The organism is Methanosarcina sp. WWM596 (assembly GCF_000969965.1).
Classification (GTDB): domain Archaea; phylum Halobacteriota; class Methanosarcinia; order Methanosarcinales; family Methanosarcinaceae; genus Methanosarcina.
Genome location: NZ_CP009503.1, coordinates 3,882,032 through 3,897,671 on the forward strand (window position 1 = coordinate 3,882,032; position 15,640 = coordinate 3,897,671).

Consider the following 15,640-nt stretch of genomic DNA (forward strand, 5'->3'; position numbering starts at 1 on the left):
GATACTACTATTAAATTAACTTGATACGAAAAATATTTTAGCGGAACCAACAATTGAAAAATGTATTAAAGTTGACGATTATATCCCATGAAATTAAGATTTTATGGGTTTTACGCTTCTTCCTATAAAATCCAGAGCCCAGGGTATACTTCCTCAAAGCAGGAACCTGCTTGTTATAGCATCTTTGAATGTAATCACTGTTTTAAAGTATAAAGGTTCACAAACTTCATGGAACTATATTCAAGAGTAGAAACCCGAAAACATCATTTTTGGGTTTCCTGTAATAATATCAAATATCCATTAATTTGTTCAGCTTAGATTTTTAATTTTTTTTCCCGATGACTAAAAAATGTTCTCTTTTTTATAAAGTATGTTGCTTCCTTGATATTGATTGTGATTTGCACTTGGTGGCTAACTGTATGAAAATTGCAAAGAATTATATACAAATAACTCTTTTTAAATATTAGTGTGGTGTTCCACGCTAAAATAACCCCCTCAGATGGCCAGGGAGAGCTGAAGCTCGCCCTGGTCAACTATCAAATTCAATATTTTTTAAGGGAGAAGTTTCCAGTTAAATTTCTTTATTTATGATATTTTACACCCATATTTTTCTTCATACTATTTTCCTGTGCTTTTCCTTCTCGATGCTCATCTCCAGCAGAAGGAGAAACATACAGATAATTACTTATTCAGTTACTCATCCAGTTACTCATTCAACTACTCATTCAACTACTCATTCAACTACTCATTCAGTTACTCATCCAGTTACTCATCCAGTTACTCATCCAGTTACTCATCCAGTTACTCATCCAGTTACTCATCCAGTTACTCATCCAGTTACTCATCCAGTTACTCATTCAACTACTCATTCAACTACTCATTCTCTGAAAAGCTCGTTTAAGTTTTTGCCAGAAAACGAGATCTGCAAAATACCCGGTTTAATAATATCCATATCTCAACTCTACAAAATCCGGTTACACATCATATGCTTTTTAAATAATGGATACATAACAAATCGCATATATTTTTTACAATAAAATTCCGATGTGCTGGATTGAAGGGATCAAATAGCGGAAAAATGAGAATATCCGCAAAAGGCTATTTTTAACCCTGTTTTTAAGCAAAAATATGATTTTTGCTCTGAGATCTAAGAGACTAAGGCAAAAAGTGAAAAATGGGGGACTGGAAGTTATTAAAAGTAACAGCTTGCCCGAGAAGAAAAAAGAGGCTAGAGAATTAGGACGGGAAAACTCAATGGTGCCGCACGAAAAAATAATAGAGCTCCATCCTTTGGAGAACCCAAACCCTGTCCTAAGGGTAGAAATGACTGGGAAAGTTCTTTTTGCCAATAGAGCAGCCTGCTTTCTTCTTGAGCATTGGGGTATAAAAGAAGGAGAGGAACTTCCTCAATCACTGAAACACAGTATAAGAAAGATTCTTTCACAGAAACAGCCTGAAACCCTTGAAATCAATGTAGGGAAAGTTTTGTGTGCTCTAAAGCTTTATCCTTATTCGGAAGATGGGTATATAGACATTTATGGGTTTGATATAAGTTACAGGAAGTGGGATGAAGAAAAACTCAGATCCTTACATGAGAGACTGGATAAACTTGTTGAGCTAAGGACCCTTGAGTATATAGAAGCAAACGAAAAACTTGCACAGGAAGTAATGGAAAGAAAGAGGATTGAAAAAACCCTTCTGAACAATGTACAATTTCTTGAGACCCTTCTTGACAGCATTCCAAGCCCTGTATTCCAGAAGGACCTGAATGAGATTTATGTAAACTGTAACGAGAGTTTTGCCAGGCAAATCATGGGGCTTCCAAAGGAGATGGTCATAGGGGGCTCATCCTCTGAGTTTAAGAAAAGAATTCCAAATGAGCTAGCTGAGATCTATTTTAAACATGACAGGGAACTTCTCGATAACGGGGGAAGCCATTACTCCGAGACCAGGGTTATCTGTGCTGATGGTGTAATTAGAGACTTCCTGTTCCATAAAGCTACTTACGAGGACATTTCTGGAGAAGTTGCCGGAATTGTGGGCGTAATGCTGGATATTACCTCGCGCAAAGAAGCTGAAAAAATTATCAGGAAAGGTGAGGAGATATACAGGATTGCTGCTGAGCAGACTGGGCAGATAGTGTTTGAACATGACCTCAAGGAAAATGTTGTCAAATGGGCAGGAGCTATTCGGGATGTCACGGGATATACGGTAGAAGAATTTAATAAATTCGGCAATGTTTCGTGGGCTAACCATATTCATCCTGAAGATAGGAAAAGAGCCCTAGGTGAATTCAGGAGATTCCAGAAAACCGAGAATAAGTTCCGTATTGAGTACAGATTCAGGAAGAAAGATGGAAACTATATCCATGTGGAAGACAGCGGAATCTATTTGAGAGATGAAAATGGGAGTGTTCGAAAAGCTTTCGGGGTAATGAAAGATATAACCGGTATTAAACTGGCTTCAGAAAAACTGCACGAAAGTGAAGTGCGCTACAGGTCCTTCATGGAAAACTTCAGAGGAATTGCTTTCCAAATGGGACCTGACTTCACCCTGATTCTCATAGATGGAAATATAGAAGAAATCTCAGGATATAGGAGAGAGGACTTTATTTCCGGAAAAGTTGACTGGTACCAGCTTGTTCATCCTGCAGACCAAGAAAAGCTTTTTGATAATAGAGGGAGGTTGGCAGATGACCCCTCACTCTTTATAGAGCACGAGTACCGGATAAGGCACAGGGATGGAAAATTAAGGTGGGTCCGTGAGATTCTCCAGAACGTTTCCGATCCTGCAGGCAAGAAGATAATTATACAGGGGACGGTCTATGATATTAGCAGACAAAAAGAAGCTGAAGAATCTCTTACAAAAATGGAAGAAATCCGTAAAAAGGAAATACATCACCGGATTAAGAATAACCTGCAGGTAATCTCAAGCCTCCTTGAACTTCAGGCAGAGAAGTTTAGCGACATGGAAGTTCTTGAAGCTTTCCGTGAGAGCCAGAACCGTGTTGCTACAATGGCAATAATTCATGAGGAGCTGTACAGGTCAAGAAATAACGAGGCTCTGGATTTTTCAGCTTACCTTCAGAAACTGACAACGGACCTGTTCCACCCATACACTGTCAGAAAAGGGGATGTCAATATGCAGCTCGATATTGAAGAGATTTTCCTGGGAATGGATACTGCAGTTCCTCTAGGGATTATTATCAATGAGCTTGTATCCAATTCTCTGAAACACGGGTTTCCATCAGGTCGGAAAGGTGAAGTTTGCATAAAACTCTGCAGAACAGATGAAAATAATGAGAATAAAAGTATAAGTAATATCATTAATAATACTGGAGCTAAGAGTTCAGTTGATAATAATATCCAGTACACACTGGTAGTTTCGGACAATGGGTTGGGTTTTCCGGAAAATGTTGATTTCAAGAACACGAGCTCCCTGGGTCTCCAGCTGGTAAATATACTTGTCGAGCAACTGGAGGGCACGATCGAACTTGAAAACAATTCGGGAACTAAGTTCAAGATATGGTTTAAGGAGTCCTGCCAGTCATCTGAAAATGTATCCAGTATCAAAGGGGAGATACAATGAAAAAGGCAAAAATTCTGGTTGTTGAAGACCAGAACATCGTCGCTCTGAACATAAGAAACAAACTCAAAAACCTGGGTTATACTGTACCCGGTACTGCATCTACAGGAGAGGAAGCAATCAGAAAAGCAGAGCTGACGAATGCGGATCTTGTTTTGATGGATATCATGTTGAAAGGAGACATGGATGGAATAGAAGCTGCCCGTGAAATAAAAGCCCGCCTTAAAATTCCGGTCCTGTATCTGACAGCTTATACTGACGATGAATCCCTTGAAAGGGCTAAAATGACAGAACCGGCAGGATATATTTCCAAGCCGTTCAAAGAAGAGGACCTGCATAGCAATATTGAGATGGCGCTCCATAAACACAGAACCAAAAAAAAAGATATTGAGAGTTCCAGTAATGATGGATAAAACTCTTCAATAAATCTTAAATAAAGCCTTTATCCGGTTAAAACGGATACTCGTTTCCCAAAAATTCAATATATTTTCTGATAAGTACACTACTGTTCTTACCCGATAAAAACATGGGGTCAACTGGTTAATTATTCAGAATATATTGGAAAATAAGAAGATAAAAAACAGGGGGAAATAACGTATAAAGCAAAGATTCTGGTCGTTGAAGATCAGAATATAGCGGCTCTGAACATTAGAAACAGGTAAAATAATATGGTTATACTGTTTCCATTATTGCTATTTTGGGAGAAGAGGCAATAAGAATAACAGAACTTACAAATCCTGATCTTGTTTTGATGGATATTATGTTTAACGGAGACATGTTTAACGGAGACATGTTTAACGGAGACATGTTTAACGGAGACATGTTTAACGGAGACATGTTTAACGGAGACTTGGTGGGGATTGAGGCAGCTTGCTTAAATAATTTCAGAGATTTCTAGCGCCTGGAGTTCAGGATAGTGACTATATTAAAAAGGATCCAGATGCCGCAGAAAAACCAGAATACAGGTCCTGCGGTGTTTACAAGAAACTCACCTGTTTCCGGATTATCAGGGAAAATATCGATATATAGTGAACCTGCAGTCATCAGCAGGAAACTTGTGATAGTAAATAAAAGTAAGATTGTCCGTATTCCGGGGGTTTTTGGATCTGAGCGAGAAAAACCATTCATAGAATAGATTAGCAGGAGTAGGAATAAATAATTTTTTAAATTAGTTCGTATTAGAGGAAGTTGTGACTCACTAATAAAAAAGTGTGTAAGTGTGGGCTAATTTATTCCTGTTAAGAAAAAAGGGCGTTAACTACATTCTCAAAATTGTGATTGTGGATTGAACCTGTGGATTGAACTGGAGATTGGATGATGAACTCCATTGGAAGTATAACGCCCAGAATATTAAAAGAAAGAAATCTTATATAAACCATTTCAATTTTATATAATTTGCCATGTATATTATAAAACAGGATACAATTTGAAAGTTTATATACTCATAAATATGAGGGAGTTTTCAGCTATAACGCTAAAATTCCCCATTGTAAAGCCCGGGCTCTAATCAGAGTTTGAGGACTTTTGAAGCTTTCAAAGCATCGCTCACCATAGTCTCGATACCAAGCTTTTTTTCCTCAAGAACTATGAGGTCATAATTTGCCTTTACTTCAGGATGCTCCGGAACTGCAGCGCAACCCCCAGCTGGCCTTGTAGATATATCATAAGTTCCAATTCTACGGGCAATATCCACAATCTCGCTTTTGTCAAAGGCGATTAAAGGGTGATAAACCGGGATAGCAAGCTGATAAATTTCGGCATACATGTTGGCCGCAGTCTGGGAGGCTACCTGTCCGAGGGAAGATCCAGTAATAATCCCACTTGCACCTTCTTTTTTCATAACTTCGTAGGCTTCCCTGTACATCATACGTTTGCAGAGTAGGCATGTGTTTTTTCGGTCACATGTTTCGATAAAAACCCCCAGATTTGGACCGTGAGGAAGTTCATAAGTTGTAAACTGGTGCCCTGGAGCCCATGCCTGGAGCTGGCGGATACAGTCAAAAGCGCGTTCTTTCGCCGCATCTTCTGCGTAAGGAGAGTTATTACAGTAAACAGGGATAATCATTACACCGCGCTTCATCATCAGCCATGCAGCAACAGGAGAATCGATGCCACCTGACATCAGCACTACCATACTGCCCTGCGTGCCGAGGGGAAGCCCTCCCACTCCTTTAACCGTCTCCAGGTAAATATAAGCCAGATTCTGCCTCATCTCGACAAAAATTTCCTTATCAGGAGAGCTCAGGTTAACACTGGGATTTATTCCTTCTTTTTCAAGGGCGTTCCAGACAGCATCTCCACAGTTTCTCCCCAGATCCGCTGAAGAAAAAGAATGGTTTCCACTTCTTCTAGCCCGGATAGCAAAAGACTCTCCTTTCCGAATAAGATCTGTTCCAAGAAGTGCACAGTTCCTGGCTGCACTCTCAAGGTCTGGTTCTGTTATTAATGCAGGTGAAGTTGAAACAACCCCAAAAACGTCTGCTGCCACCCCTGCTGCACGTGGATCTGTTGTCTCAATAAATATCCTTCCCCATTCTCTCCTTATCAGGGAATATGGAATGCTCCTTGAGTCCAGCATTGCAGCAATATTCTTCATGAGAATTTTCTCATACCAGTTCCGAACGCCTGTGCTTTTAAGAGCAAGTTCCCCATATCTAACTATAACAACGTTTGCCCGGTTTTCGAAGCTCTGGTGAGAAGAACCGGAGTCCTTGTTATCCGTACTGTCAGTAAAATTATCTGGCATGTTCTTTCTGTCTCTTTTAGTTTTTTTATCAACATCATATACATTTTTTGATTTGATCTCATCAGAATTGCCTTTCATGGATACTTAACGGTTAGGGCGACATAGCGTTTAAAGGTTTCAGGAAAAATAATTTTTCAGGAAAAAGGATATATGCGGCAACCTGGGGGCCTAATGGAAACATTTAAATATGACGATATTTGGGGGAATATGCTAATTTCAGGTACATATATGAAAGAATATTAAAAAACATGAAAAACTGTCCTTGTGGTCTATCATTGTTAATCGGTAATAAATATATACATACCATAATATTATTTTTGGAAAATCTATATAAATCAGGACTTGTATAATATTGTATGCAATTGTGTATTACGCACAATATCGAAGACATTGGGTAAGACTGGGTAAAAATTGCCCACCTATCGAAACGACGCAAACTATAAAAAAAGAGTAACTATTCAGCCATACCTTTAGTAAAAGCAATTTTTCCTCTTTCCGAGGAAAAATTGCATATAAAATAACTCTCTTTTTCAACATCATGCTTACACGTGAAGAAATCCTTGTAACCTATGAAGCTGGTCCTGAAGCAGTTATTGTTGAAATCCAAGGATATGAAGCTATCATGGAGAAACAAGCTTCTCATATTTCTGAACTTGAAGAACGTGTAAGAGTTTTAGAGGCTCGTTTGAATCAAAACAGCCAAAATAGCAGTAAACCTCCTTCTACTGATGTTTTTTGTAATGAGAAACCTAAACCTAAGGGTCGCCACACAAGTAGTGGCAAAAAAGCTGGTGGCCAAAAAGGTCATCCTGGAAAGACTTTTGAAATGGTTGAAAACCCTGATTAGGTCATAGTCCATTCACCGGACTGCTGCGAAAATTGTGGTCATCATCTTGAAGATACTGAAGTTGATGACTATGAACGCAGACAAGAAGCTGAAATTCCTCCTGCAAAAATCATATTTACTGAACATCGTTGTGAAATCAAGAAGTGTCCTCACTGTGGGAAAGTTAACAAAGGCTCTTTTCCAGAGTCTATAAAATTCCCAATTCAATATGGTCCTCGTCTTTTAGCCTCAATTCTGTATTTTAGGAACTATCAATTGATTCCTTATGAAAGGACTTGTGATTTAGTAGAGGATGTATACGGTATACGTATCAGCCCAGCTACCATAAAAAGAGCAGAAAAGAAATGTTTCCAGAACCTGAAACCTTTTGAAAAAGCTGTTATGGAACATCTATTAGCTTCCTATTCTGCACATTGTGATGAGACAGGAATGAGAATTTTAGGGACAAAATGGTGGCTTCATGTAGTATCAAATAGTCTATGGACCTACTATTTCGCACACCCAAAAAGAGGGACAGAAGCAATGGATGCTCTGGGATTTCTTCCGCAATACAAGGGAGTAGCAGTTCATGATGGGCTTGCTTCATACAACAAGTATGGATGTGAACATGCTCTGTGCAACGCTCATCTTAAAAGGGAACTTACTGGGATTGAAGAGAATTTTAAACAGCAATGGGCTAAAGAGATTAATGAACTCCTCAGTGAGATGAAAAAGTATACTGATGAATGCAGAGAGATGGAAATTCCAATAGATCCAGAAAAAGTTCGGGAATTCGAGGAAGTATACGATGCAATAATTCAAGACGGAATCGAGGAAAATCCACCACCTGAGCCCTCAAAAGATCAGGTGAAAAAGAGAGGAAGACCAGCACAAACAAAAGCAAAGAATCTCCTTGATAGGTTCATAATACACAAAGAACCGATTCTGAGATTCCTCAATAACCTGAGAGTTTCGTTTGATAACAATCAAGCAGAGCGAGACATCAGAATGATGAAGCTACAACAGAAAATTTCGGGAACTTTCCGAAGCATAGAAGGAGCGGTAGCTTTCTGCAGAATTAGGGCATACATATCCTCAATTAAAAAGAATGGCATGAATGTAATGGATGCTATTCTAGCGGCGCTCAATGGAGCGCCGCTATTATCCTGATAATTGCAGCACTTTGCTGAAAAAACGTCTTTTTATCAGTGGCTGAATAGTTACAAAAAAGACAACCACGCCAGGGGTGGAGTACCAATGGAAACTCTGAAAAAGCTTGCCGGAAAATCGATAGTAACAGTGATTGCCGCTTATAGCCTTCTGCTGATACTATTTCCTGTGGGCTGGATCGTTTTGCTCGGAACCGTAATCGGAAAGCCGAGCCCAGAAAAAGGATCTGTCGAAGCGAGAGTCCTTGGGGCAGACCTCGAAGTCTGAAACCCCGAGAAAGAAGGCATGGGTGTTAGAAACCAACAAGGAAGCTCACCAGGGGTTTCTGGAAAACATTCTTGCCGCCCAGCACCGGTGTCGAAACAAACAAGGGAGCTCACAAGGCTTCTGGTCAACATTCACACCACCCTCTTGCAATCTGAAAACTGGTTTCAAGCGGGTGTCGGAAAATAACAAGGGAACAGCGGTTTCAAGAAAGCAATCCAGCTACCTACCATATCAAGAGGCGGATCTGGGAGGACTCGGATGAAAAAGATGGAAACGACCGTTTCTGGCAACATTCAGGCAACCCACTTTTTTTTATTACAATATTGTTTTGTTCTGTTTTGATTAGTTATTACAGTTCTCAAATAGATTCTTTACATTTATGCCTTTATCCCGAACTCAAACTTTCTTCCCGCTCCATTAATGATTGTCTTTTTTCCATCCGCGTAGATATATCTTATTGATATGTTTCCGTCCTCGCCGTACTTTGTCCAGATCGTGGTGTTTTTGTCCTGTGACCACATGTACTCGTATCTGGTGGTGTTTTCATCGCTTCCGGTTTCTATCATGGCTCTGCAAAGGGTTTTGTTTTCAAACTCTTCGGTGCCGGCAATTGTCATATTTAGGGCTTTTCCGGTTGTGGGATTTTTAACCTGGACCTGAGAATCTACAGGGCACCAGTTGCCTTCGGTTTGCTCGGGGAGGTTGATATTTATTTCGGTATCATTGCCCGAAATTGATAGTTTTGTTCCTTCTTCACCCATACAACCTGAAGCGAGAAGGGCGGCTGTGAGAAGTAATAGTATTATTACCTGTTTTTTTGACAAGTTTTATCACCTGAGTTTTATCAAAACCTTATTTTCTATCAAAAATTTATCTTCTGCAAGTTTTCATTTCCAATTAAAGATCAGATACAGCCCATAAAAATAATTCTATTATGCCATTTAAATTTGAGGTATTTGAAGGAAAAAAGAGAGTTTCCAAGTATCCATCCTATTTTCCCACCATGAGACTAAATACTTTTTCTCTTAATACTTTTTCTCTTTTTCGGGAATTGAATTTATCACTTTATTAATAAAAATCTCTTACCTGAAATCTTTTTTATGCAGATTGATCAATATCTATGCACAATAATATGTAAATTTATAGTAAATGGGGGGCGTTGGAATAGTTGTTACTACAGTAAAAAGTGGGAAGAGTGAGCTTCAGTGGATGCGTTATCTCCTTTCTACAAGTCCTTATCCCGCAATGAAGGCTGGAACTGATGGAATTCTACTTTACGCAAACGAAGCCTCAGTCCCTTTACTGAAGATCTGGAGAATCGAAACTGGGCAAAAACTTCCTTTGCAAATTCATTCTCTTGTCCGGAAAGCGATTAGGAAAAAAGAAGCTTTAAACATTGAAGTAAAAGGGGATAAAAAAGAATACTTACTCACTTTTAAACCGGTGGAAAGCGGATATGTGCATATCCATGGAATGGACCTTCCACCCATGATAGCAAGAAAGAAAACACTATTTAAGCAGGAAAAGCAGCAAGAAGCATTTCCTGAAGCTCTGATGGACCGGACTGCAGAAATGGCAGCTTCTGCTCTCAAAGCCGAATTCTGCAGAATTTACAAGTTTTCTCACGACTGCATTGACCTTCCGGAAAATCAGCTTTCTATTCAGGAAATCGGATGTTTTAGACAGCCTGATAAGTTAAATGAGCTTGCTGGTGGAATCAGTGTCTTTATAAGAATGCAGGGAAATATCGGTATAGGTGTAACACTTTACAGAACCATGCCGGATGAGTTTGCCCCTGAAGAGGTACGTTTTTTGAGGTATGTCCTGTCTCTGGTACGTAAAATTCTGAAGTGTAAAAGGATTGATTCCGAACTTCAGGACAGGATACATTTTTTAGAATCCCTGCTTGAGGAGATTCCGAACCCTGCTTATTTTAGAGATGTAAGCCAGACTTTTCAGGACCTCAGTGAGCTTTTAGCCGGGAAAGTTGCCCACTCTCCAGATAGAAATACCTCAGGGTATTCGATGCATGAGCTGGAAGAAGTAATTCCAAAAGAGCTTACCGCCATCTACAAAAGAAAAAAGGGTCCAGGAGTTCCAGAAGAGTTCGGGATGATGCCTTGCATCTGCGGTATGTTCAGGGAAAGCGAAGAGGCATTGAAAATAGCCCTTGAAGTCCAGAAAGCGCTCTGGATTGTCATCAATAACAGTCCTGCAGTCGTATTTTTATGGCGAAACGAGAATAAATGGCCTGCAGATTTCGTGTCTGAAAATGTCTCCCAGTTCGGGTATGAGGTCGAAGACTTCACCTCCGGAAGAATACATTACGGCGATATTGTCTATAAGGAGGATCTAAAAAATGTCCAGGAAGAGCTTGACCGCTGCGTAGAAAACAAATTAGAGAGTTTCAGGATGGAATACCGGATCTGTACAAGAGAAGGGGAATCGCGCTGGGTCGATGAGAGGACTTTCATCCAGAGGGATGCAGAAGGTCACGCCACTCATTTTCAGGGGGTGGTCATTGACATTACCGAAAGGAAGGTTGCAGAAGAAGCTCTTGCAAGGGCTGAGCAGCTCCGGAAAAAAGAGATCAATCACAGGATCAAAAATAACCTGCAAATAGTTTCTTCTCTGCTTGACCTGCAGGCTGAACAGTTCAGTGACAGAAAAGTCATCGAGGCTTTCAAGGAAAGTGAAAGTCGGATTGTTTCAATGTCGCTTATACACGAAGAACTCTATGAATCCGGAAATCTTGACATTCTTGATTTCTCGTCTTATCTCCGCAAATTAATAGCTGATCTCTGCCGTTCATACAGTACCGGGAGTTCAGCTATCAGGGTAAACCTTAATATGAAAAAAGTTTTTCTCGGTGTTGACACTGCAGTTTCTCTGGGCATTATAATCAACGAACTTTTCACCAACGCCATCAAATATGCTTTTCCCCAGGGAAAAGGAGGGGAAATAAATGTTGAACTTTTCGAAGAAGGAACCGGAGACACAGTAAACGAAAAAGCAAGCTCAGGTAAACCCCTTATTCTTAAGATTCCCGATGAAGGTCAGAATTTGCATGAACAATTTACTCTTGTTTTTGCAGATAACGGGAAAGGTTTCCCTGAAGAACTGAATATCAGAAACACGGAATCTCTTGGTTTGCAGCTTGTAAATGCTCTTGTGAACCAGATCGGGGGGAGTATAAGCCTTGAAAGAGAAAAAGGAACAAAATTTACACTTAAATTCAGGGAATAAATCAGGGAAATAACCTGAAATAAGGCACATTTGGATATATCTGAACTTCTAAATCTGAAATCTGAAGAATTTCATATGCGTTTTTTCTCAAAAATTTAGTTTTACTGGCTGTTCCATTCAGGATGAAATTTTAATAGTAATACCTGCATATTTTTAACTATAATCTAAAAGGGGTAAATTAAATGAGTGATAATTTTTTCAAAAAAATCCTGATTGCAACGGATGGTTCGGAAAAAGCCGAAAAAGCAGTTGCTTATGGAATAGACATTGCGAAGGCAACAGGGGCTGAAGTATGTGCCCTGTATGTTGTTTCTACCGAGCACGCCGGAACTGCACGGACAGTTATGGGCTGGACCGGGGCATTTGAAGAATATCTTGCAAATAAGGGAGGGGATGCAACTGCCTATGTAGAAAAGCTTGGAAAAGAAGCCGGAGTTAAAGTGGAGCCTATGTACCTGAAAGGCATCCCGGCTGAAAAAATCCTTGAATATGCAGAGGAAAGCAATATTGATTTGATAGTAATGGGCACACAGGGTGCGACCGGAGTCCAGAGATTCCTTATCGGCAGTGTTGCAGAGAATGTTCTCAGGCACTCAAAAGTCCCTGTAATGATTGTCAGGTAATGAAGATCCTCAAAAACTACCAGTTATTTTCACCGATATGATCGCCAATTTGCCAGAACAGCATCCAGTATTCATCGGGATGATCCTGGTGCTGCTCATGATATCCGGTCAACTACTTTTTTGAAGGGTCAGGGATGAGTGTATCTAAGGTTAAAGAAAGGTGCCTGCTCAAAATCAGGCTTCTTGTTGGATAGAAATTCCTGACCCTATTTTTCTGTAACTTGTAGCTTTTTTAAGTTTTTTAGTTCTTTAAAGCTCTTTAATCCTCAAAAATCCCCGAACCTGTAAATACGGATTTTGCTTCTTCAAAGCTCAGGTCTTCCGGGGGTACAATGATATCGGATTCCAGAATTTCTTCCGCGCCAAGTGCTTCAGCTTTCTCCTTAATATCAGAAATTAGTTTCACAAGTTCTTTTCTGAATCCCTCAGCTTTTCCTTCCGCAACAAGGGCTACAATTTTGTTATCTATTTTGTTTAATTCATCGCAGAGGGCTTCAGGCGCCCGGTACTGGCCCTCTCCCATGATCCTGATTATCATTTTCATACCTCCTTTCTTTCTTCCGGGGCTTTGTTTTCTTCCCCTATTTTCGTTTTTTCAGGTTCCTTTCCAGCTTCGGCTTTAAGCTTTGCAAGCTCGGATTCTACACTGCTCTGAGTACTGATTTTTGCAAGTTCACGCTCGATGTCGTCTTTGCCGCTCGTGAGGTCTTCGAGTGCGCCGGCCTCCATAAGCTCGTCAATTGCCTCGGCACGAGCTTTCATTTCATCGGTCTTATTTTCAGCCCTCTCAAGGGCAAGTCCCACATCTGCCATCTCTTCGCTGATCCCTGTGACTGACTCGTTTATCTTCACCTGGGCTTCAGCTGCGGAGTACTGGGCTTTAATGGATTCTTTCTTTGTCCTGAAGATCTCGACCTTTGTAGAAAGTCGCTTTTCCGAAGCTATGAGCTTTTCTTCCTGTTTTTCGAGCTCCATAATTTCCCTGTCAATCCCATCGATCTGCTGCCGGATGGCTGCTTTTCTCTCAAGAGCCATTCTTGCGAGGTCTTCCCGGTCAGCGGCAACTGCCTCTCTTGCCTGCTTCTCAAGCTTCTCATTACTCTGAATCAGTTTTGCCCTCTGAAGCTGAAGGCGCTTTTTAGAGGTTGTTACTTCTGCAACGCCTCTTTTTACATTCTGCAGCAGTTCCAGTTGTTTTTCATAGGAATAATCAAGCGTTTCTCTAGGGTCTTCCATTTTGTTAAGCACTCTGTTCATCTTTGATTTGAATACTGTTTCCATCCTTGCGAATAATCCCATGTGTTTTCCCCGTTGCTTTTTCAAAAATTGTTATGTAATCTAACTGGCATTTTTTTCCTTCTTTTTCTGGAGTAAGTTTTTTGAAAAAATCCTGACATTTTCTTCCAGGTACCTTTTTCTTCCTATTTTCTTCCAGGTACCCTTTTCTTCCTATTTTCTTCCTATGCCTTTTGGTTGGAGTTATATTTTTAGTTTATCTTTACTTTGTTTCACTTTACTTTATCATTTTACTTTGTTTCACTTTACTTTATCATTTTACTTTGTTTCATTTTACTTTGCTTTCGTCTGCCTTCCTCTTCCTCTTTCTTTCGGTTCTTTTTATGTTTGCATTATTATATTTTAAGTTGGATTATTCGTAATCACGCGAACGTTTTATATATTAAAAATACAACTTATCTAAAGATATTATGGCAAAACCTGAGACTAAAACTGAATTCTTTTTTACTGAAAGAGGGCTCATAGCCGTAGACAGCCCTGTTAAACTCCAGATCTTGAATTTGCTCAGGGAAGAGCCAAAAGCGTTTGACGAAATTGTAAAATATACGGCAAAAGCCAAATCAACCATTTCAGTTCATCTTAATAATCTTAGATCATGCAAGCTTGTTGAAGAAATTTCTGACCCTGAAGACCGACGCAAGAAGATTTATTCCCTGAATTCCCAATATCTGGGCTGCTCTCTTGAGCCTTTTATCGGGCATTACAGGAGCCTGCTGGAAAACATTGCTGCAAATGGAAACGACAAGTTCCACTTTATGGAAGCCCTCTTTCATGCGATACTATTTGGTTTTGAAGCATACGGGCTTGATAATGCCCCTGTTGTCAGGATGATTGGAATTGATATCGGGAAGCATCTCTCTGTTAATTTTGAATCAAGTACTTCTGAAGACCTGTTTAATGAGATTGCAGGTTTTATGGAATTTCATGGAGACTGCCGGGTCTCGGTGCTCATGGGGGATTCTCTTGCTCTTCAGGTTGAAGATGACTTCAAGGCCAGGGTCATGCCGGCAATAGGTAAACCCTTCTGTGCCTTCAGAGAAGGCATCCTTGAAGGAATCCTTAAAGAAAAACTGGGTAAAGAGTGCGGCGTCCTGGAAACCGAGTGTTATGGGACCGGGCACATGCGCTGTCTTTTTGAAATTACAATATGAATTATTTTTTTAAATTCACAGTTTTACATAAATATTAACGAGAATCTCCTATTACGACTCCCATTTCGGATTTCAGGCGAGGCCCTATTGCTGACACGATTCCGGGTCCATCTGTTTTTTCGCGGCACACGACTGCATGCTCAAGCAGCCCAAGGCGCTCGATTTCGTAAATATCCCTGCCATGCCCAGTCCTTTTTATTGCGTTTTTAATTTCCGAGCGGGTAGCAGCATTAACGACAACTCTATCAGTGCTTGCTTTTTTCCAGCCCCACCAGAGGTCAAGCTGTTTTTTGGTGAAGCGGGCTTTTATTTTTTTGTTTGCCTCAAATACCTCAACTTCAACTGGCAGATGAGGGATCAGGCCGAATCTTGATGCAAGCTGCTTTGGCTTTCCACTGCCCAGGGCTTTAAGTTCCTCAGTTTCAACGCGCACAGGAATGCCTATGTTAACCATAAAAGCGTCTTCTGTAAAAGCCTGAAGGAAACCCAGGTACACCTTTCCGGGCACGGCTTTTTCTGCAGGGCTTCCGTATCTGGATGTCAGGAGATTTGCTGACACCTCATCATCTTCTCCCTCAAGGGAAAACTCTGCCCAGTTTTCCGGGGTAATAGAAACCTCGACCTTTACCTCGAGGTCTTTCAATTCGTTCTCAACCAGGCCTTTCAGGAGTTCAGTCATTCTTTCCCGGTTTTTTCCATAAATATGCTGGAGGGTTACAACTTTTTTCAT

The 15,640-nt window shown here is 40.4% G+C and carries 13 protein-coding genes and 1 pseudogene; 9 read left to right on the top strand and 5 right to left on the bottom strand.

What is annotated here, in order from left to right:
• Positions 1–1,206: 1,206 nt before the first annotated feature.
• The 4 genes from MSWHS_RS17045 (at position 1,207) to MSWHS_RS20745 (ending at position 4,720) form a co-directional block, all read left to right on the top strand.
• The gene (locus tag MSWHS_RS17045; RefSeq protein ID WP_048130292.1) at positions 1,207–3,588 is read left to right on the top strand and encodes a PAS domain-containing protein; all 2,382 of its coding nucleotides are present in this window, start codon (positions 1,207–1,209) and stop codon (positions 3,586–3,588) included.
• On the top strand, positions 3,585–3,998 hold the full coding sequence (locus MSWHS_RS17050) for a response regulator (protein ID WP_048127351.1): 414 nt from the start codon (positions 3,585–3,587) through the stop codon (positions 3,996–3,998). The genes MSWHS_RS17045 and MSWHS_RS17050 overlap by 4 nt, the downstream gene beginning before the upstream one ends.
• A 284-nt stretch (positions 3,999–4,282) precedes the next feature.
• On the top strand, positions 4,283–4,483 hold the full coding sequence (locus MSWHS_RS21830) for a hypothetical protein (protein ID WP_048159469.1): 201 nt from the start codon (positions 4,283–4,285) through the stop codon (positions 4,481–4,483).
• An 18-nt stretch (positions 4,484–4,501) separates the two neighbouring features.
• The gene (locus MSWHS_RS20745) at positions 4,502–4,720 is read left to right on the top strand and encodes a hypothetical protein (RefSeq protein WP_156148102.1); all 219 of its coding nucleotides are present in this window, start codon (positions 4,502–4,504) and stop codon (positions 4,718–4,720) included.
• 372 nt (positions 4,721–5,092) lie between these two features.
• On the opposite strand, the gene thiI is transcribed toward MSWHS_RS20745, so the two are convergent.
• Positions 5,093–6,331 (bottom strand): tRNA uracil 4-sulfurtransferase ThiI, encoded by a 1,239-nt coding sequence (gene thiI / locus MSWHS_RS17065; RefSeq protein ID WP_048130293.1) that lies wholly within the window; start codon positions 6,329–6,331, stop codon positions 5,093–5,095.
• Positions 6,332–6,869: 538 nt separating this feature from the next.
• Here thiI and tnpC point away from each other — a divergent pair.
• Together tnpC and MSWHS_RS17080 are read left to right on the top strand one after the other, a co-directional pair.
• Positions 6,870–8,327, top strand: a pseudogene (gene tnpC, locus MSWHS_RS17075) (IS66 family transposase).
• Positions 8,328–8,414: 87 nt separating this feature from the next.
• Complete coding sequence (locus MSWHS_RS17080) at positions 8,415–8,594, top strand: hypothetical protein (protein WP_048159470.1); 180 nt, start codon at positions 8,415–8,417, stop codon at positions 8,592–8,594.
• A 377-nt stretch (positions 8,595–8,971) separates the two neighbouring features.
• Here MSWHS_RS17080 and MSWHS_RS17090 read toward each other — a convergent pair whose 3' ends face one another.
• On the bottom strand, positions 8,972–9,418 hold the full coding sequence (locus MSWHS_RS17090; protein ID WP_048127358.1) for a hypothetical protein: 447 nt from the start codon (positions 9,416–9,418) through the stop codon (positions 8,972–8,974).
• A 325-nt stretch (positions 9,419–9,743) separates the two neighbouring features.
• On the opposite strand from MSWHS_RS17090, the gene MSWHS_RS18670 reads away from it, so the two are divergent.
• Both MSWHS_RS18670 and MSWHS_RS17100 read left to right on the top strand, forming a co-directional pair.
• Complete coding sequence (locus tag MSWHS_RS18670; protein ID WP_052722767.1) at positions 9,744–11,840, top strand: histidine kinase dimerization/phosphoacceptor domain -containing protein; 2,097 nt, start codon at positions 9,744–9,746, stop codon at positions 11,838–11,840.
• 182 nt (positions 11,841–12,022) lie between these two features.
• On the top strand, positions 12,023–12,463 hold the full coding sequence (locus MSWHS_RS17100) for a universal stress protein (protein WP_048127359.1): 441 nt from the start codon (positions 12,023–12,025) through the stop codon (positions 12,461–12,463).
• Between the two features lie 259 nt (positions 12,464–12,722).
• Here the strand turns inward: MSWHS_RS17100 and MSWHS_RS17105 are convergent, their stop codons facing one another.
• Together MSWHS_RS17105 and MSWHS_RS17110 are read right to left on the bottom strand one after the other, a co-directional pair.
• Positions 12,723–13,001, bottom strand: a complete 279-nt coding sequence (locus tag MSWHS_RS17105) for a hypothetical protein (protein ID WP_048127361.1) — start codon at positions 12,999–13,001, stop codon at positions 12,723–12,725.
• A gap of 2 nt (positions 13,002–13,003) precedes the next feature.
• Positions 13,004–13,762 carry a PspA/IM30 family protein gene (locus MSWHS_RS17110; protein ID WP_048127363.1) on the bottom strand — a complete coding sequence of 253 codons (759 nt, stop codon included), beginning with the start codon at positions 13,760–13,762 and terminating at the stop codon, positions 13,004–13,006.
• Positions 13,763–14,169: 407 nt separating this feature from the next.
• On the opposite strand from MSWHS_RS17110, the gene MSWHS_RS17115 reads away from it, so the two are divergent.
• Positions 14,170–14,910, top strand: coding sequence for a V4R domain-containing protein (locus MSWHS_RS17115; protein ID WP_048127365.1), 741 nt, complete (start codon positions 14,170–14,172; stop codon positions 14,908–14,910).
• A 34-nt stretch (positions 14,911–14,944) separates the two neighbouring features.
• Here MSWHS_RS17115 and MSWHS_RS17120 read toward each other — a convergent pair whose 3' ends face one another.
• Positions 14,945–15,640: a DUF2110 family protein gene (locus MSWHS_RS17120; protein ID WP_048127367.1), complete on the bottom strand. Its 696-nt coding sequence runs from the start codon at positions 15,638–15,640 to the stop codon at positions 14,945–14,947.